The organism is Streptomyces sp. CBMA123, assembly GCF_014596465.1.
Lineage (GTDB): Bacteria > Actinomycetota > Actinomycetes > Streptomycetales > Streptomycetaceae > Kitasatospora.
Map to the genome: position 1 here is coordinate 33,555 of NZ_MECK01000621.1, position 26,063 is coordinate 59,617.

A 26,063-nucleotide genomic window follows, 5' to 3' on the forward strand; every position below is an offset into this window, starting at 1 on the left:
AACCTCCACGATCGTGCGCGCGCACCAGCATGCGGCCGGGGCCCGCAAAAGGGGCCCCGGCCGAGCCGGGTCACCATGCGATCGGGCGCTCCCGCGGAGGGCTGCCACGAAGCTCCACCTGGCCGCAGAAGAGTCCGACACGGTCGCCGCCTTCCGGAGCGCCCGAAACCACCCAGCCCGATCACAACAGCGTTACACCTTGCGGAAGTTGGCCGGAATCGGTGCCCGGCTCGGCGGCCCTCCCGCAGCTCCCGCTCCAGGACGTCGTCCTCCCGCGCGCCCGGCTGCCGGACCTCGCCGCGAAGGCCACCCGCCCGCCGGCCTCGAACCGCCGCCGCGTCGCACCCGCTCGACGACGGCCCGCCCGCGCGTGGGCCTGGGGGACCGGTCCGTCAGGGGCGGTCCAGCTCCGGGTAGTAGCCGCGTTGGTACGTCGACAGGCCGGAGGTGCTCAACTCACCCGCACCGCGGCAGATGGCGCAGGCCTTCGTCGTGCGGCAGTCCGCGCACCGGCCCTTCCGGTCGGGACCGGCCCAGCCGGTCCAGTTCGGCGCGCGCTGTCGAAGTCTCGTCCATGTCGGCCCGCTGGCCCCGGAACGTACCACAGGGCCGACCCCCGGATCCGGGCCACGGCGCCGCGGCCCGGCCGCCCGGCCGCCCGACCGATGGAGCGGCACCGCCACCCGCTCCGTCCGTCGGGACCCCGGCGCTCGACCGGAGGCGGGCCGGTCACCCGAGGGTGACCGGCCCGCAGCGCGGCATGCCCGCCGAGGGCCTTACCTGAGCGTCCAGTGCTGGAGCGCCGAGCCGGAGTCCGGCTGCTGGGCCACCGGCGCGCCGTTGGCGGTGGCGGTGGTGGTGAGCAGCAGGCCGCTGTGGACGTTGGTCAGGGTGTACGTGCCGTCGGCGAGGCGGTCGGCCGTCCAGTGCTGGTTGTCGTTGCCGGTGCAGGTCCATTGGATGACGGCGGTACCGGCGGCGGTGGCGCCGCCGTCGTCGTCCGCGCACAGCCGGGACTCGGCGTTGACGAGCTGGTAGGAGCCGTCGGGCTGCCGGGTGAACTGCCAGTCCTGGTTGGCGCCGCCGTTGGGGGCCCAGGTGATCAGCCGGGTGCCGGCGGTGGTGCTGTGGCCGGGGTCGTCGAGGGCCTTGCCGCTCGCGGTCAGGGTGTGGGTGCCGTTGAGGCTGCCGGGGGCGGTGCCGACGGCGGTCATGGTGAGGCGCTGCTGGGCGGCGGTGCGGCCGCCGCCGACGCTGTTGCCGGTGGTGTCGGTCCAGTTGCGCGGGGCGGCGGTCTCGGCGCTGCCGCCGTTGCCGGCCATCAGGCCGATGACCAGCCCGCTGTAGCGGTTGACCAGGCGGTAGCCGCCGCCGGCGGAGGCGTCGGGGAGGACGAACCACTGCTGGCCCACGGCGGCCTTGCCGGTGACGGGGGCGGTGACGGTGGGCTTGGCGCCCCAGGCGCGGCCCGCCGTGGTGGCGGCGTCGACGCCGAGCAGGGCGCCGCTGGCGGCGTTGGTGATCCGGTAGGAGCCGTCGCCGTTGCCGGTGAAGCTCCAGGCCTCCAGCGCGGATCCGGTGGGGGCGGCGGTGGAGGCGGTCGCGGAGCCGCTCGCGGCCTGGGTGAGGACCCGGCCGTCGCCGCTGGCGATGCGGTAGGTCCTGGCCGGATCGAAGGGGGAGGCGGCGGGGGAGGAGGAGTCGACGGTGACGTCGGCGTACTCGCCGTCCGACGTCGCGCAGGCGATGGAGCAGTAGGAGCGGAAGGTCTTGCCGATGACGGTGGTGCTGGTGAGGTTGGCGCTGTCCAGCATCCAGCGGTACCAGGAGCCGGAGGTGTAGCTGCCGGAGTCGCCGGCCAGGTGCCACTGCTGGGTGGCGAGGTCGTCGGTGACGTAGAACTGCTGGGGCGCGGTGCCGGAGACCACCTCGGGCTCGCCGATGTACAGGCCGAGGTAGGCGTCGTAGGAGACGTTCATGATGAACAGCGGCGACTTGGCGGGCAGCACCCCGGCCGCGACCTGCTGGTCGACGCTGCCGCTGTTGGCGGGGTGGTAGTCCTGGGCCGCCGGGGTGTACCCGCTCGGGGCGGCCGTGGTCGCCGGGACCATGTTGCTCTCCAGGCCGCCCGTGCCGGGCTGGGTCCAGGCGCCGTCGTACCACTTCTGCCAGGTGCCGGCCGCCATCTTGCCCGCGATCGGGGCGCGGGCGACGTGCGCCAGCCCGCCGTTGCCGCCGCCGACGCCCGCCTTGGGGACGATCCGCGAGCCGTAGAAGACGTAGAAGTAGCCGGAGGCGGTGTCGACGAACAGCCGCTGGTCGCCGTCGCCGTAGTCGTAGGTCTGCTGGGGGAAGGCCGCGTTGTCGCCGCGGGCGGTGCTGTAGGGGGAGGTGATGGCGTGGCCGGAGACGGTCCAGGTGTGGCCCTGGTCGTGGGAGACGGCGGTGTCGATGGCGTCGTAGTGGAGGCCGTCGCCGAACGGCTGCGGGGTGAACTCGTTGTGCACCAGGCCGCGCCAGTCGCCGGTGTCCGGGTCGACCCAGACTCCGACCAGGTCGCAGTAGTTCGGCTGGGAGTAGCCCGAACCGGCGGGCGCGGAGGTGGCGTTCACGCCGGTGGGGCTGTGGTTGCAGCGCCAGGTGGTGTCGTTGTTCCGGTCGTCGGCGTTGGCGGGGTTGACGGCGTTGTCGAGTCCGGAGTCCGGGGTGGCGGTCTCGAAGTCGCTGCCGGTGTAGAAGTTCCACTGGCGGGAGTCGGTGGCGCCGTAGAGCGAGTGGGACTCCTGGAAGTGGAAGGTGCCGTCCTTGTCGAGGTACGGGGCGGCGGGCGTGTCGTCGGCGTAGTTGTACGGTCCGGTCGAGCCGATGGTGATGGTGTACCCGGCCGGGGCCGGGGCGGGCGTCTTCGCGGGCGCCGCCGACGCTCCGAGGGTGGTGCCGCCGACCAGGGCCATGGTCAGGGCGGTTACCGCGCCGAGCAGTTTTCGTCGAGGAGCTGACACAGTGACTCCTTCTGGTCTCGGGGCCCCGCCGTGGGGGTGGGCCCCGGGTGTACCGGCGCCGTGGGCCGGCGTCGGCGGGTCGGGGTGGGGGTCCCGACCAGCTGGTGGGGTCAAGGCCTGTCTCCTGGGTTTTCGCGGCCCCGGCAAGGACCCAGGAGACAGGCCCCTAGCCGTCCGCCATCCGGAAGTCGTAGTGCGGCGGCACCGGTCGGTCGGGGTGGACGGCGAGCCAGAGGGCGTCCAGGGAGACCTCGCCCTCGCGCATGTTGTCGACCCGGATGCCCTCGGCCAGCAGCCGGCGCACCCGGTCGTCCTCGCCGAGGGCGTGGGCGGCGGTGGCTTCGGCGAGCCGGATCCGGCCGTGGGCGCGGGTCGTCGGGGGCAGGGTCTCGATGAGGGCGAGAGCCTGGTGGGCGCGGTCGGCGGCCAGCAGGGCGTCGAGCACCTCGATGGTCAACTCCCGCAGCTCCGGCTGGAGTCGGTGTGCCTGAGCCATCAGGTCGGCGGCTTCCTGCCGCTCGGTGGTGAGGAAGGCCAGCGCGCGCAGGGCCCAGGGGGTGGGTCGCTCGCCGAGGGAACGCTTGAACGCCTCGCGCGCCGGGCCGGGCTCGCCGTCGGCCAGGCGGAGCAGGCCGAGCTGGTACAGGGCGTGCCAGTCCTCGGCGCACCGCTCCAGCCGGGCGCGCCAGTGGGCGCCGGTGACCGGGGCGGCGGGCGGGTCGCTGACCGGGAGGACGCCGGTGGTGATCAGCTGTCGCCAGGGCTCCTGTTCGGCGCCGGGGGGGCCGAAGGGCAGCAGCGTCGACGCGGGCAGGTCCCCCGCCTCGATCTCCAGGGCCGCCCAGCCGGATCCCTCGGCCAACTGCTCGCCGGGTGCCCCGAACCCGGTGGCGAGCCGGTGGGCCGCGTCCAGTTCGGCCGGCGGGAGGAGCCGGGCCACCGCCGCCCCGGCGGCCTGCCGGGCCTGCTGCCAACCGCCGTGCACGGCGGCCGGATCGGCTTCGAGCAGCCCGTACGCCTCGGTCCACGACCAGGTCGCGCCGCCGGGCATCGGCAGGTGTTCCAGCTGGGTGCGGGCCAGGCCGGCCTGGATCTCCAGATAGGCCGCGTCCGGGCCGGAGAGCCACTCCTGCCAGTGGCGGCCGCCCGTCGAGGTGCCCCAGCAGAACAGCTTGCGGCCGCGCAGCCGGTCGGTGGAGGCCTGGACGAGGCCGGTGCCGTGGGCGTCCAGCGCGGCGATCCAGCGGCGTTCGCTGTCGGGCAGGTCGAGGAAGTAGTCGGCGGCGCGGGTGACCCGGCCGGGGTAGCTGCGGTCGGCGCCGTCCAGGTGGGGGAAGCCGACCCGGGTGAGGTCGCTGACGTAGTCGCAGTGGAAGGCGTGGTCCGCCGGGCCGACCACCCGGGTGCCGGCGTCCTGCGGGACGGCGATGTTGGACCACCAGTAGACCGGGGTGGTGTGCGGGGCGGGGTTGTGGAGCTCGACGTGGACGAAGAGCACCGGCGATCCGGCGGGCAGCCAGGTATCCAGGCGCAGCACCACGCGCCGCAGCCGCTCGAAGGCGTACATCCGCAGCACCGGGGTGCCGTCCGGCGCGGCGAGGCGTACGGCGTGCAGCGGTTCGCAGGTCAGCGGCCAGTGCCCGGTGGTGCCGAGGTTCCACTCCACTCCGCCGGCCAGCCAGGCGTCCCGCAGCGCGAGGTTGGCGGGTTGGAGGACGTGGTTGCGGTGCAGCAGCTCCCGGCCGCCGGGCCGGTGGACCAGCGACCACAGCCGCCCGCCGAGCGAGGGCAGGAACGTCGCCGTGAGCTGCTCGTTCTCCAGGACCACACACGGCAGTTCACGCCCGGCGCGGTTGCGGTCGTAGTCCCCCTGCCGGGTGTACGGCAGCAGCGAGGGCGGGGCACCGTACGCCAGGTTCCGGCGCATCTCCTCGTCCACCCCGACGCCGTCGGCGGTGTACGAGGACAGGCCGTGCAGGATCGGCAGCACCCCGGCGGCCGGGTCCGCCGTTCCTTCGATCCGCAGCAGGTCCGTGCGCAGCGTGGAGGTCACTTCCCGATCCCAACCGTCATGCCCTGGATGATCCGCGTCCCCATCCAGGAGAACAGCGCGATCATCGGAGCGAGGATGATGCAGACTCCGGCGAAGGTGGTGCCGTAGTCCAGGCCGTTGAACTGCTGCGAGGCGACGAACTCGGCGAGGGCCACCGGGAGGGTGACCTTGCTCTGGCTGTTCGTCAGCACGATCGCGAAGAGCGTCTCGTTCCAGCCGGTGATGAACTGCAGCAGGAACGCGGTGACCAGCCCGCCGCGGGCGACCGGCAGGACCACCTGGAGGAAGGTGCGCAGCGGCCCGGCGCCGTCCAGGACGGCGGCCTCCTCCAGCACGCGGGGGACGCCGGAGAAGAAGCCGGTCAGCAGGAAGACCGTGAACGGCATGGCCAGGCCGACGTAGACAAGGCCGAGACCGAGGTCGCTGTCGGTGAGGTCGACCTTGGCGAGGCCGACGAACAGCGGCACCACCAGGACCTGGCCGGGCACGCCCAGGCCGAGGGCGAACAGCAGCGACAGCGAGGAGGAGGTGCGCGAGCGGCGCCGGGCCAGCGCGTAGGCGCAGGGCGCGGCGAGGACGATCGCCAGGAGTGAGGAGCAGACGGCGACGAGCACGCTGTTGACGGCGGCCCGGGCGAAGCCGCCCTCGTCCAGCGCGGTGGTGTAGTTGCCGAACCGCAGGGCGTCCGGCAGGGCGAAGTTGTGCTTGAGGATGTCGGGACCGCTGCGCAGCGAGGTGAGGAGGATCCACAGGAGCAGCAGCAGGTTGGCGGCGACGACGGCCCGGACGACCACGGTGCCGATCCGGACCGCCGGCCCCGCCGATCGGCGTGTGCCGGGCACGGTGGTGGCCTTTCGTAGGAGGGTCATCGGCTCAGTACTCGATCGGTTCGCGGCGCAGCAGCCGGCGGAGCACGACCGTCACCACGGTGACCATCAGCAGGGTGACCACGGCGGCGGCCGTGGCCACGCCCAGCCGGGGGATGGTCGCCCGCGGGAACGCCTCGGCGTACACGTACATGGCGGTGTTCCAACTGTCCACCGGGGGGAAGCGGTTGCTGCTGCCGCCGAACAGCAGGATGAGTTCGAAGATCTTCACCGAGCTGACCGTCCAGAGCACCGCGCAGACCGAGATGACGTCCCACGCGCAGGGCAGGGTCACATGGCGGAAGCGCTGGAAGGCGTTCGCGCCGTCGAGTTCGGCGGCCTCGTACAGGTAGTCGGGGATCTGGTCGACGGCAGCCATGATGATCGAGGTGTAGTAGCCGGTGGCCGTCCAGATCACCGTGCCGAGGACCATCGGGAACAGGTTGGTGGTCGACAGCCACTTCGGCGGGGTGGTCACCCCGAGGAACTCCAGCGCCTGGTTGACCGGGCCGGAGGGGGAGAACAGGAAGCCGGCCGCGATGCCGAAGACCATGCCGTTGACCAGCGAGGGGAAGAAGAGCACGGACCGGGCGAAGAGCCGGCCCCTCATCTCCCGCAGGACGAGGGTCAGCAGGAAGCTGATCAGGAAGGTGATCGCGCCGCCGACGGCCATCAGCTCCAGCGTGTTGACCAGCGAGGTGCGGAACACCGGGTCCTGGAACAGCTGCTGGTAGTTCCGCAGGCCGCGCCACTGCATGGCGCCCATGCCGTCCCACTTGTAGAGGCTGGTCCACACCGCGTAGCCGACCGGGGCGAGGAACAGCGCCGCATAGGCGAGCAGCGCGGGAGCGGTGAACGGCCAGAACATCCGGCGCTGCTGGCGTTCGTGCGGCCCGGCGCCGCGCGCGCGGCGGGTGGCGCCGGCCCGGATGCCGGGTGTCCGGGGCCGGTGCTGGATCGTGGTCGCCACCGGCTCAGCCCTGGGTCTTCCAGTACGCGACCTGGTCGGCCTTGCACTTGGCGGTGAACTGGGCGGCGGTGGCCCTGCCGTGCCAGAAGTCCAGGAAGTTCTGCTCGAACACCTTGGCCGACCAGTCGCCGGCCACGCCGTCGTACGGCAGGCGGACGGTCGGGGCGTCGAGCGACTTCTGCGCGTCCTCCAGGCCCGCCGGGGCCGGGACGTCGGTGCGCGGGGTCAGGTTGAGCGCGGTGGTCGCCATCCCCGCCACCTGCTTCTTCTGCAGGAAGAACGCGATGAACTTCTCGGCGGCGCCGGCGTTCTCGGCCCGCTTCGGGACGGAGAAGCCGAACAGCGAGACGTCCGGGCTCTTGGCGCCGGGCGGCAGGATCGAGCCGAACTTCCAGCCCGCCGGGATCTGCTGGGCGACCTCGCCGGTGACGTAGCTGCCGTCCATGTAGAAGGCCGCCTTGCCGCCCGCCCAGTTGGTCTCCTGGGCGGGGTACTTGGTGGCGTCGTAGCCGGGGATGAGGTGGCCGCCCTTGACCAGCTGCTCCAGGTCCCGCGCGGCGGTGAGCACCGCCGGGTCGTCCCAGAGGGCACCGGACTTGTCGGCCGAGAGCTTGGCGAAGTCGACGCCGGCGGCGTTCAGCAGGTAGTCGAAGTACAGGCCGTTGGCCCACGGGTCCTCGCCCTCGGAGGCGAGACAGGCCTTGCCCTTGGCCTTGAGCGCGTCGCAGACCCTGAGCAGGCCGGCCCAGTCGGCGGGGGCGCTGGGCATGGCGGCGGCGAGGTCGGGGTCGGCGGCGTTGTAGAACATGCCGGTGGTGGCCAGGTAGTAGGGGATCAGGTAGTGGTTCTGGCCGGACGGGTCCTTGGGCAGGACGTCGAGGTACTTGGCCGGGACGACGGCGGAGACCGGGACGTTCTCGCCGGGGACCTGAAGGGACAGCACGGGGGAGAGGTCCAGCGCCTGGCCGGCGGCGGCCACCGAACCGTAGACCACGTCGTTGGACTCGTCCCACAGGTCGGGTGCCTGGTTGGCGGCGATGGCCGGGCCGATCTTCTTGGCGATGTCGCGACCGGTCCAGTTGACGGTGACCTTGACGCCGGTGGCGGCGGTGAAGTCGGCGATCGCGCCCTTGAGCACCTGCGCCTGCGGCTCGTCGGCGCGCCACATCGACCAGTAGGTGAAGCCGCTCCCGCCGTTCCCGCCGCCGGAGCCGCCGCCGCAGGCCGTCAGGCCCGCCACCAGCACGCCCGCCACGGCCGCACCGGCCACCCGCTTGGTCGGCATCGTCGTTCTGCCCATGAGTGTGTCCTCTCCGAGGCGCGGGAGCCGCGCGGGGTTGCCGTCGGCGGGCCCGTCGCACCGGGGCCGTCGACTGGGTCGGAACCGTAGTGCGGATTTGACCGCTAAAACAAGAGGGCGGTGGAAGAAAACCGGGAAGGGGACGGCTCGTTGACGGTTGATCTCCGATGTTTCGGAGCCTTTGCGTGTCGGCGGCTTGACGGGGTGGCGAGCCGTGACTACTTTGCGAGCTGCTCTGCTTAACCGGTCAAATACGAGGGAACGCCGATGGTGACGATGCAGGACGTGGCCGAGCGGGCGGGGGTCACCAAGCAGACCGTCTCCAACGTCATCACCGGCCGGGTCGCGGTCCGCCCGACCACGGCCGCCCGGGTGCGGGCGGCGATCGAGGAACTCGGCTACACCCCGAACCTGGTGGCCCGCTCCCTGGCCACCGGCAGCACCAGGACGGTCGGCTTCTTCGTCCCCACCGTGGCGGGCGCGTTCTACGGCGAGATGGTCGAGGAGGTCGAGGACGTCCTGGAAGACGCCGGCTACCACCTGCTGCTCTGCACCACCCGGCTGGACGGCGAACGGGCCCGCCGACACCTGGCCGGGCTGACCAGCCGCTCGGTGGACGCCCTGCTGATCGCCGGTGACCAGGACCTGCTCGGCCACCTCCCGCTGCTCTCCGACGCCCGCTTCCCGGTGGTGCTCTGCGCCTGGGAGACCGAGGCGCCGGACCGCTTCCCGGTGGTCACCATCGACTACGAGCGGGCCGGCTACCTGGCCGGCCGCCACCTGCGCGAACTCGGCCACCGCCGGGTGGCCGTACTGGCCAGCCCGGCCCACACCGCCCGAGTGGCGGGCTTCCGCCGGGCGTTCGCCGCGGACGGCCTCACCGTCCCCGACGACGCCGTCCGCTACGCCACGGCGCCGACCCCGGCGGGCGGCTTCGCCGCGGCCGAAGCGGCCCTCGCCGCCGACCCCGGCCTGACGGCCGTCTTCGCCACCCACGACGTGCTCGCCCTCGGCGCCCTGGAAGCCGCCCGGGCCACCGGCCGCTCGGTGCCGCACGACCTCTCGCTGATCGGCCAGGACATCTCCGAAGTCCTGCTGACCCACCCGGCGCTCACCACCGTGGCCATCCCCACGCGGGAGATGGCCCGGCAGGCCACCGAACTGCTGCTGCGCGCCCTCACCAAGACCGGCACCCCCGCCAACTCGGTGCAGCTGATGCGTCCGGAGCTGATCGTCCGGGGCAGCACCGCACCGCCCGCCGGACCGTGACCGGCGGGGTCCGGACGAAGCGGGGTCCGACCGAAGCGGGCTCCGGGACGAAGGGGCTCCGGAACGCCTACGGGACTCCCGGACTCCCGAACGTACGGACAGGAGCGCTCGGTTGACCCACGCCCCGACCGAACTCTGCTACCGCCGGCCGGCCCACGCAGCGGCAGCACCGGCTGGAGCTCCGCCTGGGCCGCCGCCCTGGCCGCCCGCCTCGGCGACGGCGGACTCGCCCGCCGGGCCCTCCACTCCCTGCTCGCCGAGTACACCGCCCCGACCTGCTCGGCCCGCACCCGCCGGACCTCCTCCGGACCGACGGCAACCTCGGACTCACCGCCGCAGCCGCCACCGAACTGCTGCTGCAGAGCCACAACGGCGTGCCGCGCCCGTTCCCCGCCCTGCCCACCGCCTGGCCCACCGCCTGGCCCGACGGCCGGGCCACCGGACTGCGGGCTCGCGACAGCAGCGTCGACCTCCCCTGGGCCGACAGCCGCCTCACCGGGGCGAGCATCCACGCCACCCGGGCCCGGCGCCTCACCGTGCCGCCGCCGCCCGGCACCGGAGAGCCGACCGTCACCGGCCCGGCCGGGAGGCCGGCCTCCGTCCGCACAACCACCGGTGACACCATGCTGGTTGAGCCGGTGGCCGGAGTGACGTGCCAACTGGCCTTCCCACCACGACGATGACCGGGGTGAGCACATGAACGAGACCAGCTGCCGACGATTCCAGGGCCGGGTCGCGCTGATCACCGGCGCCGCCGGCGGCATCGGCGCCGCGACGGCCCGGCGGCTGGCCGCCGAAGGCGCGGCGGTGATCGCCGTCGACCTCGCCGACGAGGCCGGGCAGCGGGTGGCGGACGAGATCACCCGCGCGGGCGGCCGAGCCGAGTACCGCCACGGCGACGTCACCTCCGCCGCCGTGTGGGACGAGTTGGCCGACCACGTCGCCCGCCACCACGGCCGCCTGGACGTGCTGCACAGCAACGCCTACGCGGTGGTGGTGAAACCCGCGCACGAACTGACCGAGGGGGAGTGGGACGGTCAGCTGGCCGTGACCCTCAAGGCCAGCTGGCTCGCCGTGCGCGCCTTCGCCGGCCAACTGACCGACAGTGAGGGCTCGTTGGTGCTCACCTCCTCGGTGCACGCCCTGGTCGGACTGCCCGGCCACCCCGCGTACGCGGCGGCGAAGGGCGCCCTGGGCGCGCTGGGCCGGCAACTGGCCGTCGAGTACGGGCCGCGGATGCGCGTCAACACCGTCCTGCCCGGGCCGATCCTGACGGCCGCCTGGGACCGGGTGGACGAGGCCGGGCGCGCGGCCAGCGTGGCCGAGACCGTCGCCAAGCGGCTGGGCACCCCCGAGGAGGTGGCCGCCGCCGTGGCCTTCCTGGCCTCCTCGGACGCCTCCTACATCACCGGGGCGAGCCTGGTCGTGGACGGCGGCTGGTCCGTCGTCAAGGCCTCGGCCTGAGCCCGTCCCTGCGGGAGGCCCCTCAGCTCCCGGCGCGCGCCGACCCGCGGCCGAACAGCCGGCCGACCAGCGAACGCCGGGGCCGGGGCGACAGAGCGAGGTCGTGCTCGTCGGCGGGCAGGCCGAGCTGCTCACGCACCCGGCGGCGGTGGGCACGGATCCGGTGGACGGGTGCGTGCTCGGGGCCCGGGCCGTACGCCACGGCCGGGTGGGGATCCTCGCCGTGCAGCAGCAGGTCGAGTGCGGCCGTCCAGTAGCCGACCGCGGGCTCGAGGTGTCCGGCATCGGCCAGGTAGTCGGCGAGCTGGTCGAACGCGGAGGAGCCGCCGGAGCCACGGGCGTACGCCTCGGCGGCTTCGACGGTCGCCCAGGCCTCCTCGGTGCGGCCCGCGGTGAACAGGTTGAACGCGTACAGCGGCAGCAGCCAGTCCAGCTCGGGCCCGCCCCCGGCCGGAACGCCCTCGCGGCGGGCCGCGGCCACCTCGTCGAGCAGCGCCAGCCCCCGGGGGTAGGCCCCCGCGGCGGTCCAGGACAGCGCCGCATGGCCGAGTGACTCGAGTCGCTCGGCACCGCTCTCGGTGGCGGCGGCTGCCTCACACTCCTCGGCGGACTCCTCGGAGGTGTAGGTCAGCGGGCCGAACAGTCGTCCCACGGTGCTCCTTCAGCTGGCGGTGGGTGTCAGCGGCGCCGGCGCCCGCGACGGGAGAGCCCCGCCGGCGCCGCCGCGCGGTCGTGCTCGTCGGCGGGCAGGCCCAGCTGCTCACGAAGCGTCAGCCGCTCCCGCACGACGAAGGTGTCGCGCGACGCGTGCCGCCCGGCCGCTCCCACACGCCCTTGACGTGCGGTGACCGGTCCGCCAGTACGGCGGCCGCCGGCTGTGGGACGACTTCGAGGAGACCCTCACCTGGTGGCGGCGGGCGGGCGAGCCCGGCGTCGACCGGCTCGGACTCACCGTCACGTCCCAGGGCTGGCAGGCTTGGCTGGACGACCCCGCCCAGCCGATCTGACCGGTCTCGAGGGCTTGAAGCTCGGGACGACCTGCCGGGCCTGCCGGATCCCGGTGTGCGGTGTCGCGTTCGTGGCGCGACCGGGGAGGCCCGAGTGGAACTCAGTCATCGTCCCGCTGAGGCAGTACACGGCTCGGAAGTGGCCGGCTCCAGGTACCGAGGCGGTCGATGAGGATCCGACGGGCCAGAGCCCGGATCTCGTCCCAGGCGGGGTCGACGTGCACGGCGTCTTCCCAGCGGCCGACGTGACCGCGGTGGGCCACCTCGCCGCACAGCCGGCCGATCGTCCTGAGGTCCTGGAGCGCTGCGGGTTCGAGGGTTCCCCGGTCCGACATTCCTTCGGCGAGATGAAGGCTGAACTCGATTTCTTCGGCGACCGCGGCAGCCCGCACCCGGTGTTTGCCGGACCAGGTGATCTGGTCCGGGGTGTCGGCGGCGAGGAAGGCCAGCAACGGCGCGATCCAACGCTCCCAGTAGTCGCTGTCAGGGCTCATACGGGCAGGATGGCAGTGAAATCGTCCAGCGCCTACCGCAGCCCGCCCCGCAAGACCCCGCCAAGCAGGCTGACCCCTCCGGCGGTTCCGGCGCCGTTCGGACGGATCCCCCTTGCCGGCCGCGCTCAGGCGGGCAGGCCGATCGGACGGTCCCGGTTGCGGCGTTGCTGGGTGACGACGGCGGCGACCAGCAGGGTGCCCTGGGCGATGTTCTGCCCGAAGGAGTTGGGTCGGGGTCGTGGGCGGCGGCCCGGATGACGGGCCGGACGTGCTCACCGAAGCGCTGGTCCAGCACGGCCCGCAGGAGCGCGGCCTTGTCGGGGAAACGGCGGAACAGCGTGGCGGCCCCCGGCCCGGCCCGGCGCGCCACCTCGTCGAGGTGGGCGTCGGGGCCCTGTTCGGCGAAGACCTCCCGGCCAGCCCGGATGATCTTCTCCGCGTTGCGGGCGGCGTCGGCGCGCAGCAGCCGGGGAGCGTCGGGGACCATCCCGGCAGCCTACCCAAGGACAGGCGGACCGCCGCCGGGCCGGCCTCCCGGCCGGTAGCCGCAACCGGTCCCTGGAGCGCGCGCTCCGTCAGGTCGCGCCGTCCCCAGGCGCCCCGTACTCGCGGTGCACGTCCAGGTAGGGCAGTCGCACCCGCTCCCGCCAGTCCGCCACCTGCTCGTGCGCCGCCGGCCGCACCGCCGCCGCCTCGGCCGCGTCCTCGACCCAGCCGTACGGGTACGGGCTGCCCAGGGCCACCGCCGTCGCGGCCAGGTAGCGGGCCATCGCCGCGTCGTCCGATACGGACTGGGTCTCGACCTCGCCCCGGTCGACCGTGATGCCGATCTCCCAACTCCCGTCCGCCGCCCGCTGCGCGCCCCAGCCCCGCGCCCAGCGCACCTGCTCCGCCGTGACCTCGCCGCCGGGCCTGGGGTCCAGCCCCGCGTCACGCAGCGCGGGGACCACGGCGGCCGGGGAGTCCCAGGGGATCGGCAGCCCGGCGCTCACCGCCACGCCGAGTACCGTGCGGCACGGGTAGGGCGTGCGGCAGCACGCGCAGCTCGGCTGCCGCGGGTCGTCGCCACGGCCCTCGGCCCGGGCGGGCTCGTGCAGCTGCACCACGGCACCGAGCAGGTACTGGTGCCGGCCGACCGGCTGCCCGGCCTCCTTCATGTCCCGCAGGAAGAGCTGCAGCAGCCGGTGGAAGAGTCGGCCGGACTCGTAGCTGCCCACCGGCGGCACCGGCACCTGGACCACACCGTCACTGCCCTGTTCGTCAAGACCCATGCGGGCGAGCCTAGAGCCTGCGCGCTGGTGACCTGGTGGCGGCGGGCGGTATCACGGCTCGACGGCGGGCCCGCCGCCGAGGGTGGCGGGCCCGCCGTGGGACGGAGCCGGGGCGCGGATCAGCCGGTGACCTGGACGGCCGCGCTCTGACCGGCGGCGACGGTGACCGTCGCGTAGGTGTAGGTGGTGCCGTCGACGGTCACGGTCCGGACCGGCCGGGCGGCGCCGTTGACGGTGATGCCGGTGTGGCTGCCGGGGAACCGGGCCGTCCAGCTGAGGCTGCCGGTGGCGGAGGTGTTGGTGAGGGTGGACTTGGCGGTGCCGTCGTGGCGCAGGGTCACCGTGCTGCCGCCGACCGGGACGGAGGTGAGCTGGAGCCAGCCGATGTCGCCCGGGAGCCGGGAGGTGGTGGTGAGCGATGCGGCGCCGGCGTCGGGCTGGACGCCCATCAGGCCCTGGACGGTCTGGCCGAGGAGCGTGTAGGAGATCTCGGGGTAGTCGGCGTTGAGGAAGCCGCCGTGCGAGGCGTTGACGTTGGCGTAGACGTACTGCATCCACTTCCAGCCGGTGGCGCCCCGGTCGTGGCCGAAGAAGACGTCGGGCAGGTAGGTGTCGGCTTCGAGGTTGCCCGGTGCGCCGGGGCCGGAGGCTTGGGCGTCGATGAAGTCGAGGTAGGCGTCCTGCCGGGGGCCCGGGTCCATGATGCCCTTGAGCGGCATGAACCAGGAGTTCTCCTTGCCCCAGTCCGTGTAGGCGGTGCCGTTGACGTCGTAGGCGCGGACCACCTTGGCGGGGTCGGCCGGGTCGACGCTCCAGGTCGTGTTGTAGTAGCTCTTCAGCTTCGCCGCGGCGTCGGCGTACGCGCGGGCGTGGCCGGTGTCGCCCTTGGCGCCGGCCAGGGCGGCGGCGGCCAGGTACGCCTGGTACTGGGAGCCGATGGCGTCGCCGGATTCGGCGAGGGTGGCGCCGTTCTCGTTGTAGCTGGCCACGCCCTGGAAGATGTCGCCGCTGGTGGCCTGGGCGACGGGCGTTGCGCCGTTGTCGATCGGGCCGGTGTGCCCGCTGATGTACGGGCCGACGGTGTTGGCGACGAAGGTGGACAGGGCCGGGTCGTGGAGGTAGTCGGGGTCGCCGGTCCAGGTGTAGGCGTCGTTGACCTTCTGGGCGAGTTCGAAGGCGGCGGGCAGCTCGCGGACGAAGGAGGCCGGGCCGTTGTAGTCGATCGCGCCGGGCGTCTTGGCGTCGAAGTTGACGGACCAGTACGGGTCGTAGCCCTGGTCGGGGGTGGCCGAGGCGGCGAAGGAGCGCAGCATGGTCTTGTTGGCGGCGTCGAGGCCGAGCAGGTGCGCGCCGACCAGCTGGTGGGCGAAGTCCCGGGAGTAGTAGTAGGGGCGGAACGGGTAGCCGGCCCAGACGGTGTTGGAGTAGACGGCCCGCTGGGTGGCGTCGCCGTTGACCGGGCCGCTGAGGCCGGGCTGGGTGGCGAAGGAGTTGGCCTTGGCTTTGGCCCAGTCGAACAGCGCGGTGACCGTCGGGTTGGAGGAGCTGACCTGCGGGTCGTTGGGCGCGGACGGCGTGACGGTGACGTCGTCGGCGTTGACCCAGCCGTCGGGGGCGGAGCCGATCGCCAGGGTGACGGTGTCACCGGCGTTCACCCGGACGCGCGGCACGGTGTACAGGGCGTAGGTGGTCTGGGCCGGGAGGGTCAGCGAGCCGGCGGTGCTGCCGTTGACCTGGACGGTGAGCGTGCCGCCGGCGGCGCCGGAGGCGATCCAGGCGCTGACGTCGTAACTGCCGCCCTGCGGCGCGGTGCTGCTCTGGCTGACCCGGTACCCGGTGCCGGCGTCGAGGTAGGCCAGGCCGGAGCCGCTGTGCGGGTTGTTGGTGGCGGTGCCGGTGTGGGCGGTGAACGTCCAGCTGCCGGAGCCCTGTTCGAAGCCGGGGTCGGCGAAGGCCAGCGGGTCGGCGCGGGTGAGCAGCCACTTCTGGTTGGCTCCGCCGTGGCAGGTGTACTGCTGGATCCGGAGGTCGGGGGCCGGGGAGCTGCCGGGCAGGTCGAGGCAGAGCGCGCTGTTCTGCGGGTGGATGACGGTGGCGCCGTCGGGTGTGCTGGTGAGGGTGAACCGCTCGTTGGCGCCGCCGTCGCAGGCGTACTCGATGATCGGGGTGCCGGAGGTGGTGGCTCCGCCCCGGACGTTCAGGCAGGTGTTCGCGGCGCGGTTGGTGATGGTGTAGCCGCCCCCGCCGTCGGCGGTGAGCTGCCAGCGCTGGTCCAGCAGGCCCTGGCAGGGCTGCTGGACGACCGGCGTGAGGTCGGCGGTGCCGGCCCACCGGCCGCCGAGGCACTGGCCGGTGGCTCCGGACGCGAGGGTGTAGCTGCTGCCGGAGACGACGGGTGTGCCGGTCGCGGCGTGGGCCGCGGTGGCGGGTAAGAGGCCGAGGGCGCTCGCGGCCAGTGATATCAGCCCCAGGTGGGCGTGGACGCGGCGGCTCGAGAGGTGGGGCATGGGTCCTCCGACATCGTCGTTGGGGGATGTGCTCCCCGGCGGCCTCAGGACGGCGGCCGCCGGTCGTGGTGGGGGCCGGTCGTGCCGCGCACGACGACCTCGGGTTGGAACATCAGCTCGCCGACCGGCACTTGGCGCCCGGCGAGCAGCCCGACCAGGCCACGGGCGACCTCGGCCGCCAGTCGGTCGACGGGCTGGCGCACGGTGGTCAGCGGCGGGTCGGTGAACTCCATCAGCGGGCCGTCGTCGTAGCCGATCACCGAGACGTCCCCGGGGACGGCGAGGCCCTGGCGACGGGCGGCGCGGATCGCCCCGAGGGCCATCTGGTCGCTGCAGGCGATCACCGCGGTGGCGCCCTGGTCCAGCAGCTGCTCGGCCGCGAACCGGCCGCCCTCCACCGAATAGGTCTGACGCACGACCAGCCCCTCGGGGTCGAGGCCGACGGCCGCCATCGCGGCGCGGTAGCCCTTGACCCGCCGGTCGGCCGGCCGGTTCCCGACCGGGCCGGCGGCCATCCCGATCCGGCGGTGCCCGAGTTGGTGCAGATGGCGCACGGAGAGCTCGGCGGCGTACCCGTCGTCGGTCGAGTACGCGACCGAACTGCCCTCCTCGAAACGCCCGTTGATGCACACGTACGGGACGGCCCGGCTCTCCAGCATCGGCACCAGCTCGGGGTCGACGGCGTCCAGGGTGTTGCTGGCGGAGCAGAACACGATGCCGCTGGCGCCGAGGTCCAGCAGCGACTTGAGGAAGTCCCGCTCCTGGACACCGCCCGGCAGGGCGGGACAGACGACGGCCCGCAGACCGTGGGGGGCAAGGGCCAGACCGATCCTCTCGGCCAGCACGCCGAAGATCGGGATCGACAGACCGGGGGTGATCACCCCGATGACGCCGCCACCGGTGGCGCTGCGCTCGTACCCGAGCTCCTCCAGCACCCGCTCGACCGCCTGACGGGTCTTCGGCGAGACGCCCGTCCTGCGGTTGAGGACCCGGCTGACGGTCGCCACGCTCACCCCCGCGCGCTCGGCCACCTCGACGATCCCGACCTTCTCGTGCTCCATTGCCGTCCCCACCTCGTGCTCTTCGCCGGCTCCCGACTCGGCGGCAACCATGTCAGTCCGGCGTCCTCCGCCGGCCGGTACCGGCCGCCGGGAGGGACGGCGAGGAAGCGCAGGCCGGGGCTTCCTCGCTTCGAGACGTACGCCCGCACCGAGGAGCAGGGCGCGCGGGTGTCCCAGCGGTGGAATGTAGCGAGCCCCGTCGGATCTGAACAGGAGTTTCACTCGGTTTTCGTCATGCAGAGCGAAAATATGACGGAGTGTCGGAGCGTTGACGCGTGATGGATCCCGTCTGATTCTGTCGCCATCGGGGCGAGCCCCCGTCGGCGAACCGCATCCCGCCGCCCCTGGACGCTGTGACCGCATGATCTCGCCGAGTTGGCGGAGCACCCGCAGCGCCCCAGGCCGACGACCGCAGCGGCCCTTCGCCGGCTCGCGCCAGGAGCGGCGGCCCGCGACGACGCCGGAGCCTGCCGAGGAGCGATGTGCTGGAGCCGGCTGCGGACGACCGGCCGGCGGCCTTCACCAGCCGTACCGGTCCCCTTCGAGGGCTACGACACGGCGGTAGCGAGGCCAACTGCCACACCGTCAGGCCGGCCCCAGGGCTCAGCGAACCTACCCTTCCCAGGTGTGCTCGCAGTGGTGCACTCTGCCGTCTTCGACCCACCAGTGGCGATGGCGGGTATGCAGCGCCCAGGCTTCACCCGTCCGCTGGAGGGCCTCGGCCGTCCAGTCCCGGAGTGCGGGGAGTGCGTGCTCACGCAGCACCTCACGGGCCCGGGCTCGTTCGTGGCTGGGGAGCGCGCCGACGCTGACCTGCACCTTCCCCCACCAGTCGGGGAGTTCGCCGTAGTCGTAGTTCGAGCGAGTCATGGGGTGCCAGATGGCGGACAGCAGTACCTCGCTCCCCGAGATGTGTTCGTGGAACGAAAGGTCGACGGCATCCATCAGCGCGTCGCCGAGGGCGGTGCGGATGTCGGTCGGCGTGAGCGGCCACGACATGTTCCGGGGCAGGTGGCGGTTACGGGCAGGCATGGGACGAGCTTGGCAGGCGCCATGATCGCGGCGCACGCGGTTTTCGGCCGTCCTCGGCCTCCTGTGTGAGGCCCGGCTCGGCCATCCGCTGCCGCGGGAGCGCGCGCTCTGGCCAGGCCCTGCCGGCCACGGCTTCGCCCCGGCCCTGGCCTGGAGCCGGGGACCGGGGCGAAGGGAGCCGGGGTCAGCCGGTGGTGCGTCGCCGGCGGCGGAGGAAGAGGACGGTGCCCGCGAGCGCCAGGGCCGCGCTCGAACCGCCGACGAGCACGGGCGTCGAGGACGAGGCCGCCGCCGTCTTCTCCGCGCCGCCGTAGCCGCTGGACATGCCGGTGGTGTCGTACGCCGAGCCGGGCAGCTTGTCGGCGTAGCGGGCCTTGACCAGCTTCTGGTAGTCGCTCAGCGAGGCCGAGGACCGGCCGTTCAGGCCCTGCCGTGCCTGGTCGTTGAGCGGCTCGACCTTGGTGAGGGTCAGCTGGTACCAGCCGCGGATCTGCGGCTCGCTGAACACCAGGCTCCCGACCTTGGCCTTGCCCGCGTACACGGCGTCGCCGTCGCCGTCGCGCACGGCGGCCAGGTGCCAGCCGCCGCCGTCGGTGGGGGCGAGCATGACGGTGGCGTTGCGCCCGTTGACCGGGGCGTTCAACGCGGAGACCAGATGGCTCAGTCGGATCGCCTCGGAGGGGATCGGCAGGGCCGTCCCCGCGGCGAAGCCGGGGGTGATCTCGTTCAGGGCCAGCGGGTCGTTGACGGTGAACGCCGGGATGCCCTCGCACGGCGCGGCGCTGTCGGGGATCCGCTGCGCCATTGCGGCCCCGTTGCCCTGCGGCAGCGGGACGCTGAGGAAGCGGCAGACCGCGTCGTGGACGTCGGCCGACCTCACCAGGTCGAGGGCGGCCTGGTAGTCCGGGATGTCCGCCGGAACCGGATCCTTGGCCGGGGCCGCGTGGACGGGGCCGGCGAGGGCCAGCAGCGCCGTGGCGCCCACGGTCAGGACGGTGGCCAGCCGGGAGGGGCGGGAGAGCCGGAAGGCCGTCCGCTCGCTGGGTGTTCTGGTGTCGCGCATGCCGCCTGCCTTACTGGGAGATGCCGATCCGGGAGTGGGTCCACTTGAACGAGCTGTTGCTGACGTAGTCCTGGTAGTTCCACCACGTGTATGTGGCGGTGTCCGGCCACGGGTCGGCGACGCCGATGGTGTTGTTCGAGGTGTCGAAGCCGTAGACCACGTTCATGTGACCGCCACCGGAGGTCCATCCGATGCGGGCCGCGACCGGCCGGGCCGCCTTGACGTCCGTGTAGACCTGGTTGAACGTGGCCGCGCTGCTCAGGCCCGTGCCGGGGCGGGTCATGCCCAGGCTGCTCCAGCCCCTGGCCATGTCGTCGAGCGTGGCCGGCTGGTTGTTGCAGCCGTAGTAGGGCTGGGCCCGGTTGCAGAAGTCCGTCTGCGTGCTGCCGTAGCCGTGGAACTTCGCGATGGTCAGCCCGGAGGCGACCCAGCACCACTGGGTCTTCTCCTGCTTCAGCATGGTGATCGTGTCCTGTCCGGCCTCGGCCTGCGCCTGTCCGGCCGCGGTGGCGAGTAACGCCGAAGCGGTCAGGGCGACGGCTGTCGCCCTGACCGCGCATGTGGATCTGCCCATGGGTCTGCCTTCCCGTGCGAATGCGCATGAGCGCCGGGGGATTTTGCAGAGCCATGACAGCACGGAATGGCGCCGATACGGATAGTGAGCGAAGGAACTCTGCCTGAACGGGTCAACCGGCACCGGCGGCACGCCGCTGGGCGACGGGTGTCACCTGCGCCGGCGGCCGAGGGGCAGCGGAGTGGAACAGGGTCAGGCCGGCGTCGGCCGCCGGTTCAGCTCGAGGTGGGCGGCGACGTACGGCAGGGCGACGGTCTCCAGGCCGCGGACGGTGCCGAACATCGGGTGGACGTTGACCTCGAAGACGACGCCACCGTTCTCCGCGGCCAGGTCGACCCCGGCGAAGGGCAGTCCGAGGCACTTCGTCGCGGACACGGCCAGCTCGGCCAGGCCCGCCGGCAGGTCCTCGACCGCCAGCAGGGTGGAGGCCGCCCCCTGGCTCTCGTTGCACGGCGCGTCGGGATCCGGCTGGATGTGCTCCACGGCGCGGACCACCCGCTCGCCGAGCACCACCGCCCGGTACTGGTGGCGGCGGCCGTCCGGGGTGAAGTTCGCCGCGTCCCGGGCGATCAGCCAGTCGGCGCCCTGGGCGGCGTAGTGGGCCGCGGCATCGGCGAGTTGGCGGTGGGTGGTGAGGTGGAAGACGTCGTTGCCGCCCATGCCGACGGTCGGCCGGGCCCACACGTCGCCGCCGAGCCGGTCGAAGGCGTCGGCGGCCTCCTGCGGGGTGGGCCGGCGCAGGGTGAGCGTGGGCATGTGCGGGACGCCGTCGCGTGTGAGGCGGTCCACGGTCAGGTCCTTCTCGGTGGCCGCCCGCCAGGCGTCGGCTCCCGTGCCCAGCGACCGGGCGCCGTGGGCGTGCAGCCGGCGCTGGCAGGCCTCGAAGTCCCGGCGCCGGTGCGGCGGGATCTCGTAGACGAGCACGGTGTCCGCCGTCACGCTCCGCCGGTCGGCCGTCAGCCGCAGGCCCGTACCGTCGGTCTCGATCCTGCCGTCGCCGCCGGACATGAAGTGCCGCGCGTCCAGCAGGACGGGCGCCCGCCCGGTGAGCCGGCGTACGGCGGTGGCCAGCACGTTCCGGCTGCCCTCGGTCGAACCGTGATCCGTCATCAGGATGAGCTCGCCGTCTGCCATGGTGGCCATGGAACCGGTAAGTCCCCCTCCCGGCAAGACCGCAGCGGTCCAGCGCCACCCCTCGGGGCACGCCGGGGCCGGTCCCCAGGGGGAGCGGCCCCGGCGGCGGGTCAGGCCGGGACGGCCTCCACCACGGAGAGGACCGTCGGGGTGGGGATGACGCGGGTCAGGCGCAGGCCGGACTTCCCGAGGAGGTCCGCGAAGTCCTCCTCGGTGCGCTCCCGGCCGCCGAGGGAGGCCAGCATCATCAGGTCCAGCGCCTTGGACTGGTGCGGGGCGTTGCCGCGCGGGACCACCGCGTCCAGCACCAGGACCCGGCCGCCCGGGCGCAGGGCGCGTCGGCAGTGGCCCAGCAGGGTCGCGCACTGGTCGTCGTCCCAGTCGTGGGTGATCCGCTTGAGCAGGTGGACGTCGCCGGGCGGCACGGCCGTGAAGAAGTCGCCCTCCGCGAGGCTCCACCGACCCGCCAACTCCTCGGCCGCGCCCAGGCGGTGGCCGGCCAGGACGTGGGGGCGGTCGTACAGGACGCCGGTCAGCCCGGGGTTGCGGCGCAGCACCTCCAGCAGCAGACCGCCGTGGCCGCCGCCGACGTCCACGACGGTGCCGCTCGGCGGGTAGTCGTAGGCGGCCGCGATCGCGGCGTTCTCCGCGTCGGACATCGCCGCCATGCCCACGTGGAAGACGTCGGCGGTGCGCGCGTCCTGGGCGAAGTGGTCGAAGAACGGCATGCCGAAGATCTCCTCGAACGCCGAGCCGTCCTCGGTGAGACAGCGCGTCAACTCCCCGGCGGGCCGCCACATCGTGCGGTCGCTGAGCATCCGGACGGCCGCCCGCGCGGAGTACGGGACGTCGCTGCGCAGCGCCTGCCCGGCCTCGGTCAGCGCGAACCGGCCCGACCCGTCCTCCGCCACGACACCCCGGGTGGCGAGCAGCCGCAGCACCCGGTACAGACCGCCGGCGTCCGTACCGGTGGCGGCGGCCAGCTCGGCGGGGGTGCCGGGGCCCTTCGCGAGGTGGTCGGCCACGCCCACCTCGGCGGCGGCGCGCAGCGCGGCGGGGTAGAGGAAGCCGAGAATCTCGTCCACCAGGAAGGCGTTGGAGCGGCGGTAGCGCTCGTCGGGATCGCCGCCCCCGCTCCCGGCCGCCGCGTCCGCCGACCCGTCGGGGAACCTGCCGTCGCTCCGGTCCATACCGTCCTCCTCTGCTCCGGATTCCCCCGCCCGGAAACGCTTCCCCTGGCAGGCGGCGCCGAAGCCCGCCCCGCCGGCCGGCCCGTCGGCCCGCCTGCCGATCAGGCGCGTCCGGGGCCTACCAGGGGAGGCGGCCGTCGAGGGCGAAGTAGCCGCCGGTGGGGCCGTCCGGGCCTACCTGGGCCATCCGGACGATGATCTCCGCGCCCTCCGCCACGGACTGGGTGCCGGTGTGCCCGTTCAGGTCGGTCGCCGTGTAGCCGGGCTCCACCGCGTTGATCCGCAGGGCCGGGAACGCCTTGGCGTACTGCACGGTGATCATGTTGAGCGCGGCCTTGGACGCCGGGTAGGCGACCCCCGGGTAGGCGTGGGTCGGCGTGCCGGGGGTGCTGACCCGGGTCAGCGAGGCCAGACCGCTGCTGACGTTGACCACGACCGGCGCCGTGGAGCGCAGCAGCAGCGGGAGGAAGGCGTGCAGGACGCGCACCGGGCCGAACACGTTGGTGTCGAACACCCGCCGCATCATGTCCCCGGTGACCTCCGCGGCGCCGACCACGCTGTTGTCCTCGGCCCGTGCCTCGACGCCGGCGTTGTTGACCAGGACGTCCAGTCCACCGTCGGCGCCGACCGCCCGGGCCGCCGCGGCGACGGACGCGTCATCGGTGACGTCGAGCAGGACGGTCCGCGCGCCGAGCCGCTCGGCGGCCCGGCGCCCGCGTTCGGCGTCCCGGCACCCGAGGTAGACGGTGTGGCCGGCGGCGACGAGTCGGCGGGCGGTCTCGAAGCCCAGGCCCTTGTTCGCTCCGGTGATCAGTGTTGTCGTCATGCCTCCAGCGTCCCGCCGCGGTGGCGCACCCAGCCAGCCGTCCCGCCTTCCTGGGACCAGCGGTACCAGGCAGGCCCGCCCGTGCCGGGTGCAGACTGGCAGGCATGGCAAACGCGGAATTCGGGCGGGCGGTGCGCCGCTGGCGGGACCGGTCCTCCCCGCAGGAGTCCGGTCTGCCCGGGGGCGGGCACCGACGGGCCGCGGGCCTGCGCCGGGAGGAGCTGGCCCTGCTGGCCGGCATCTCCGCCGACTACGTCACCCGCCTCGAACAAGGGCGCGCCGCCCATCCTTCGGCGCAGGTCGTCGAGGCCCTGGCCCGGGCACTGCGGCTGTCGGGCGCCGAGCGCGGCCACCTCTTCCGGCTGGCCGGACTGGTGCCGCCGGGCCCGGAGACGGTGCCGACCCACCTGACCCCGAGCGTCCAGCGGTTGTTGGACCGGCTGGCCGGGACGCCGGTGGCGGTCTACGACGCGTGCTGGACGCTGCTGACCGCCAACCCGCCGTACGCGGCGCTGATGGGTGACCCGTCCGGCTGGCGCGGCAACGAACGCAACGGCGTGTGGCGGCACTTCATCGGCCCCGGCAGCCGGGCCCGGCACACGCCCGAGTCCCTGCGCGCGTTCGAAGCCGCGGTGGTCGCCGACCTGCGGGTGGCCGCGGACCGGTACCCGGCCGACCGGCGGTTGCGGCGCCTGGTCGGGGAACTGCGCGCGGGCAGCGACCGGTTCGCCGCGCTGTGGGACTCCGGCACCGTCGGCCGGCACGAGGCCGCGCACAAGACCATCGACCACCCGGACGCGGGGCCCGTGACGCTCGACTGCGACGTGCTGACCGTGGCGGGCAGCGACCTGCGCATCATGGTCTACACGGCCGAGCCCGGCACCGACGCCGCCGAGCGCCTCGCGCTGATCACCGTCCTGGGGACGCAGACGCTCGCCGGCTGACCGCCGTGACGCCCACCGGCGCGGTGGTGACAAGCCCGGCGGGGCCGGTCAGGATTCCTTCCAGCCGCACGGGCATGGAGGGATACCGATGTTCACGACCCGGCCGACGCTGCAGGGGACCTTCGGGATGGTGTCGTCGACGCACTGGCTGGCGTCGGCGGCGGGGATGGCGGTGCTGGAGGACGGCGGGAACGCCTTCGACGCCGCGGTGGCGGCCGGGTTCACGCTGCACGTGGTGGAGCCGCACCTGAACGGGCCGGCGGGGGAGGTGCCGATCATCCTCGCGCCGGCGGACGGGCCGGTACGGGTGCTCTGTGGGCAGGGGCCGGCGCCGGCGGGGGCGCGGATCGGGCACTACCACTCGCTCGGGCTCTCGCTCGTCCCCGGGACGGGGCCGCTGGCGGCCGCCGTGCCCGGGGCCTTCGACGCCTGGCTCCTGCTGCTGCGCGACCACGGCACCAGGCGGCTCGCCGACGTGCTGCGCTTCGCCATCGGCTACGCCGAGAACGGGCACCCGGCGGTCGAGCGGGTCGGGACGACCGTCGAGACGGTGCGGGAGCTGTTCGAGAAGGAGTGGACGAGCTCGGCGGAGCTCTACCTGCCCGGCGGGCAGGCCCCGCAGCCCGGCGCGCTGCTGACCAACCCGGCGCTCGCCGCGACGTGGCGGCGGCTGATCCGGGAGGCGGAGGCCGCCGGGAGCGGGCGCGAGGCGCAGATCGACGCCGCCCGGCGGATCTGGCGGGAGGGCTTCATCGCCGAGGAGCTCGCCGACTTCGCCGCCCGGCCCGCGATGGACACCTCCGGCGAGCGGCACGCGGGCACCCTGACCGGGGACGACCTGGCGGGCTTCCGCGCGCACTACGAGGAACCGGTCACCTCCACCTGGAACGGCTGGACGGTGGCCAAGCCCGGGCCGTGGAGCCAGGGGCCGGTGTTCCTCCAGCAACTCGCCCTGCTGCCATCGGACGTGGGCGCGCTCGACGAGGCCGAGTACGTCCACACCCTGGTCGAGGGCACCAAGCTCGCGATGGCCGACCGCGAGGCCTGGTACGGCGACGCGGCCGAGGTGCCGATCGACGCGCTGCTGTCGCCCCGGTACAACGACGCCCGGCGCGCCCTCATCACCGATCAGGCGTCGTACGACCTCAGGCCCGGCAGCCCGGACGGACGGGCACCCCGCCTCGCGGAATACGTGCGCACCCCGGGCCCGTCCGAGGAGGACGCGCCCGGGGCCGGTGAACCGACCGTCGGCACGGACGGCGCCACCCGCGGCGACACCTGCCACCTGGACGTGGTCGACCGCTGGGGCAACCTGGTCTCCGCCACCCCGAGCGGTGGCTGGCTCCAGTCCAACCCGGTCGTCCCCGGCCTCGGCTTCCCGCTCGGCACCCGGCTCCAGATGGCCTCCCTCACCCCCGGACTGCCGAACTCCCTGACCCCCGGCCGCCGTCCGCGCACCACGCTCTCGCCCTCGCTCGCCCTGCGCGGCGATCAACCCGTCCTGGCCTTCGGCACCCCGGGCGGCGACCAGCAGGACCAGTGGAGCCTGCACTTCCTCCTCGCCGCCGCGCTGCGCCCGCCGGTGCGCGGCGGGCTCGACCTCCAGGGCGCGATCGACGCCCCCAACTGGCACACCGAGGGCTTCCCCAGCTCGTTCCACCCGCGCCGCAGCCGGCCCGGCAGCCTCTTCGTGGAGTCCCGGTTCGGCCCGGACACCGTTGAGCGGCTGCGCCGGCGCGGACACCACGTCACCGTCGGCCCGCCGTGGTCGGAGGGGCGGCTGTGCGCCGTCGCCCGCGACCCGGAGACCGGAGTGCTCTCGGCGGGCGCCAACCCGCGCGGCATGCAGGGCTACGCCGTCGGCCGGTGAACGCAGGGCCGGCCGCCCACTGCGGCGTTGCCGGCCGACGTGTCGGTCGTCGCCAGGACGGTCGACCCCATGGAACAGGAACTCGCCGATCAGTTCGCCAGAGTTCATCGACCGCTGCCTGCACGTCATCCGAGAGCACGGGACGGCTGCCCGACCCGACGAGTGG

22 protein-coding genes are annotated in these 26,063 nt (G+C 73.6%); 5 read left to right on the forward strand and 17 right to left on the reverse strand.

Annotated elements, in window-relative coordinates:
* Positions 1-776: 776 nt before the first annotated feature.
* The 5 genes from BG452_RS41235 to BG452_RS41255 form a co-directional block, all read right to left on the reverse strand.
* The gene (locus BG452_RS41235) at positions 777-3,002 is read right to left on the reverse strand and encodes an RICIN domain-containing protein (RefSeq protein ID WP_317621479.1); all 2,226 of its coding nucleotides are present in this window, start codon (positions 3,000-3,002) and stop codon (positions 777-779) included.
* A gap of 166 nt (positions 3,003-3,168) precedes the next feature.
* Positions 3,169-5,055 (reverse strand): DUF5107 domain-containing protein, encoded by a 1,887-nt coding sequence (locus BG452_RS41240; protein ID WP_188309495.1) that lies wholly within the window; start codon positions 5,053-5,055, stop codon positions 3,169-3,171.
* Positions 5,052-5,924 carry a carbohydrate ABC transporter permease gene (locus BG452_RS41245; protein ID WP_188309496.1) on the reverse strand — a complete coding sequence of 291 codons (873 nt, stop codon included), beginning with the start codon at positions 5,922-5,924 and terminating at the stop codon, positions 5,052-5,054. The genes BG452_RS41240 and BG452_RS41245 overlap by 4 nt, the downstream gene beginning before the upstream one ends.
* Positions 5,925-5,928: 4 nt before the next feature.
* Complete coding sequence (locus BG452_RS47950) at positions 5,929-6,891, reverse strand: sugar ABC transporter permease (RefSeq protein ID WP_317621480.1); 963 nt, start codon at positions 6,889-6,891, stop codon at positions 5,929-5,931.
* A 4-nt stretch (positions 6,892-6,895) separates the two neighbouring features.
* A complete protein-coding gene (locus tag BG452_RS41255; protein ID WP_188309497.1) occupies positions 6,896-8,191 on the reverse strand; it encodes an ABC transporter substrate-binding protein in 1,296 nt (431 codons plus the stop codon).
* A 267-nt stretch (positions 8,192-8,458) separates the two neighbouring features.
* Here BG452_RS41255 and BG452_RS41260 point away from each other — a divergent pair, with 267 nt between their 5' ends.
* The 3 genes from BG452_RS41260 (at position 8,459) to BG452_RS41270 (ending at position 10,924) form a co-directional block, all read left to right on the forward strand.
* The gene (locus BG452_RS41260) at positions 8,459-9,460 is read left to right on the forward strand and encodes a LacI family DNA-binding transcriptional regulator (protein WP_188309498.1); all 1,002 of its coding nucleotides are present in this window, start codon (positions 8,459-8,461) and stop codon (positions 9,458-9,460) included.
* A 356-nt stretch (positions 9,461-9,816) separates the two neighbouring features.
* Positions 9,817-10,143: a glycoside hydrolase family 95-like protein gene (locus tag BG452_RS41265; protein WP_411293096.1), complete on the forward strand. Its 327-nt coding sequence runs from the start codon at positions 9,817-9,819 to the stop codon at positions 10,141-10,143.
* Positions 10,144-10,156: 13 nt separating this feature from the next.
* Positions 10,157-10,924, forward strand: a complete 768-nt coding sequence (locus tag BG452_RS41270) for an SDR family NAD(P)-dependent oxidoreductase (protein WP_188309500.1) — start codon at positions 10,157-10,159, stop codon at positions 10,922-10,924.
* Positions 10,925-10,946: 22 nt separating this feature from the next.
* On the opposite strand, the gene BG452_RS41275 is transcribed toward BG452_RS41270, so the two are convergent.
* The 12 genes from BG452_RS41275 to BG452_RS41330 form a co-directional block, all read right to left on the reverse strand.
* Positions 10,947-11,576, reverse strand: a complete 630-nt coding sequence (locus BG452_RS41275; RefSeq protein ID WP_188309501.1) for a hypothetical protein — start codon at positions 11,574-11,576, stop codon at positions 10,947-10,949.
* A gap of 456 nt (positions 11,577-12,032) precedes the next feature.
* Positions 12,033-12,425, reverse strand: a complete 393-nt coding sequence (locus BG452_RS41280; protein ID WP_188309502.1) for a hypothetical protein — start codon at positions 12,423-12,425, stop codon at positions 12,033-12,035.
* Positions 12,415-12,912, reverse strand: a complete 498-nt coding sequence (locus BG452_RS48325) for a helix-turn-helix domain-containing protein (RefSeq protein ID WP_188309503.1) — start codon at positions 12,910-12,912, stop codon at positions 12,415-12,417. The genes BG452_RS41280 and BG452_RS48325 overlap by 11 nt, the downstream gene beginning before the upstream one ends.
* Positions 12,913-13,000: 88 nt before the next feature.
* On the reverse strand, positions 13,001-13,696 hold the full coding sequence (locus BG452_RS41290) for a hypothetical protein (RefSeq protein WP_188309504.1): 696 nt from the start codon (positions 13,694-13,696) through the stop codon (positions 13,001-13,003).
* 119 nt (positions 13,697-13,815) lie between these two features.
* Positions 13,816-16,203, reverse strand: coding sequence for an RICIN domain-containing protein (locus tag BG452_RS41295; protein ID WP_188309505.1), 2,388 nt, complete (start codon positions 16,201-16,203; stop codon positions 13,816-13,818).
* Positions 16,204-16,247: 44 nt separating this feature from the next.
* Positions 16,248-17,264, reverse strand: a complete 1,017-nt coding sequence (locus tag BG452_RS41300; RefSeq protein WP_188309506.1) for a LacI family DNA-binding transcriptional regulator — start codon at positions 17,262-17,264, stop codon at positions 16,248-16,250.
* 612 nt (positions 17,265-17,876) lie between these two features.
* Positions 17,877-18,296, reverse strand: coding sequence for a hypothetical protein (locus BG452_RS41305; RefSeq protein WP_188309507.1), 420 nt, complete (start codon positions 18,294-18,296; stop codon positions 17,877-17,879).
* Positions 18,297-18,480: 184 nt separating this feature from the next.
* Complete coding sequence (locus BG452_RS41310) at positions 18,481-19,359, reverse strand: hypothetical protein (protein ID WP_188309508.1); 879 nt, start codon at positions 19,357-19,359, stop codon at positions 18,481-18,483.
* A gap of 10 nt (positions 19,360-19,369) precedes the next feature.
* Positions 19,370-19,933, reverse strand: coding sequence for a papain-like cysteine protease family protein (locus tag BG452_RS41315; RefSeq protein ID WP_188309509.1), 564 nt, complete (start codon positions 19,931-19,933; stop codon positions 19,370-19,372).
* A 192-nt stretch (positions 19,934-20,125) separates the two neighbouring features.
* The gene (locus BG452_RS41320; RefSeq protein WP_188309510.1) at positions 20,126-21,067 is read right to left on the reverse strand and encodes a RimK family alpha-L-glutamate ligase; all 942 of its coding nucleotides are present in this window, start codon (positions 21,065-21,067) and stop codon (positions 20,126-20,128) included.
* 110 nt (positions 21,068-21,177) lie between these two features.
* On the reverse strand, positions 21,178-22,257 hold the full coding sequence (locus BG452_RS41325; protein WP_188309511.1) for a methyltransferase: 1,080 nt from the start codon (positions 22,255-22,257) through the stop codon (positions 21,178-21,180).
* 118 nt (positions 22,258-22,375) lie between these two features.
* Positions 22,376-23,083 carry an SDR family NAD(P)-dependent oxidoreductase gene (locus BG452_RS41330; protein WP_188309512.1) on the reverse strand — a complete coding sequence of 236 codons (708 nt, stop codon included), beginning with the start codon at positions 23,081-23,083 and terminating at the stop codon, positions 22,376-22,378.
* A 104-nt stretch (positions 23,084-23,187) separates the two neighbouring features.
* Here BG452_RS41330 and BG452_RS41335 point away from each other — a divergent pair, with 104 nt between their 5' ends.
* Positions 23,188-24,027, forward strand: coding sequence for a helix-turn-helix transcriptional regulator (locus BG452_RS41335; RefSeq protein WP_188309513.1), 840 nt, complete (start codon positions 23,188-23,190; stop codon positions 24,025-24,027).
* A gap of 88 nt (positions 24,028-24,115) precedes the next feature.
* Positions 24,116-25,897 carry a gamma-glutamyltransferase family protein gene (locus BG452_RS41340; protein ID WP_188309514.1) on the forward strand — a complete coding sequence of 594 codons (1,782 nt, stop codon included), beginning with the start codon at positions 24,116-24,118 and terminating at the stop codon, positions 25,895-25,897.
* Positions 25,898-26,063: the final 166 nt, after the last annotated feature.

What these genes read in the sequence shown, in the direction of transcription:
- BG452_RS41280 (WP_188309502.1), bottom strand. Translation starts at nt 12,425, where the DNA reads ATGAGCCCTGACAGCGACTACTGGGAGCGTTGGATCGCGCCGTTGCTG.
- BG452_RS41325 (WP_188309511.1), bottom strand. Translation starts at nt 22,257, where the DNA reads ATGGACCGGAGCGACGGCAGGTTCCCCGACGGGTCGGCGGACGCGGCG.
- BG452_RS41310 (WP_188309508.1), bottom strand. Translation starts at nt 19,359, where the DNA reads ATGCGCGACACCAGAACACCCAGCGAGCGGACGGCCTTCCGGCTCTCC.
- BG452_RS41340 (WP_188309514.1), top strand. Translation starts at nt 24,116, where the DNA reads ATGTTCACGACCCGGCCGACGCTGCAGGGGACCTTCGGGATGGTGTCG.
- BG452_RS41290 (WP_188309504.1), bottom strand. Translation starts at nt 13,696, where the DNA reads ATGGGTCTTGACGAACAGGGCAGTGACGGTGTGGTCCAGGTGCCGGTG.
- BG452_RS41305 (WP_188309507.1), bottom strand. Translation starts at nt 18,296, where the DNA reads ATGCCTGCCCGTAACCGCCACCTGCCCCGGAACATGTCGTGGCCGCTC.
- BG452_RS41335 (WP_188309513.1), top strand. Translation starts at nt 23,188, where the DNA reads ATGGCAAACGCGGAATTCGGGCGGGCGGTGCGCCGCTGGCGGGACCGG.
- BG452_RS41300 (WP_188309506.1), bottom strand. Translation starts at nt 17,264, where the DNA reads ATGGAGCACGAGAAGGTCGGGATCGTCGAGGTGGCCGAGCGCGCGGGG.
- BG452_RS41255 (WP_188309497.1), bottom strand. Translation starts at nt 8,191, where the DNA reads ATGGGCAGAACGACGATGCCGACCAAGCGGGTGGCCGGTGCGGCCGTG.
- BG452_RS41270 (WP_188309500.1), top strand. Translation starts at nt 10,157, where the DNA reads ATGAACGAGACCAGCTGCCGACGATTCCAGGGCCGGGTCGCGCTGATC.
- BG452_RS41330 (WP_188309512.1), bottom strand. Translation starts at nt 23,083, where the DNA reads ATGACGACAACACTGATCACCGGAGCGAACAAGGGCCTGGGCTTCGAG.
- BG452_RS41295 (WP_188309505.1), bottom strand. Translation starts at nt 16,203, where the DNA reads ATGCCCCACCTCTCGAGCCGCCGCGTCCACGCCCACCTGGGGCTGATA.
- BG452_RS41320 (WP_188309510.1), bottom strand. Translation starts at nt 21,067, where the DNA reads ATGGCAGACGGCGAGCTCATCCTGATGACGGATCACGGTTCGACCGAG.
- BG452_RS48325 (WP_188309503.1), bottom strand. Translation starts at nt 12,912, where the DNA reads ATGGTCCCCGACGCTCCCCGGCTGCTGCGCGCCGACGCCGCCCGCAAC.
- BG452_RS41245 (WP_188309496.1), bottom strand. Translation starts at nt 5,924, where the DNA reads ATGACCCTCCTACGAAAGGCCACCACCGTGCCCGGCACACGCCGATCG.
- BG452_RS41315 (WP_188309509.1), bottom strand. Translation starts at nt 19,933, where the DNA reads ATGGGCAGATCCACATGCGCGGTCAGGGCGACAGCCGTCGCCCTGACC.
- BG452_RS41260 (WP_188309498.1), top strand. Translation starts at nt 8,459, where the DNA reads ATGGTGACGATGCAGGACGTGGCCGAGCGGGCGGGGGTCACCAAGCAG.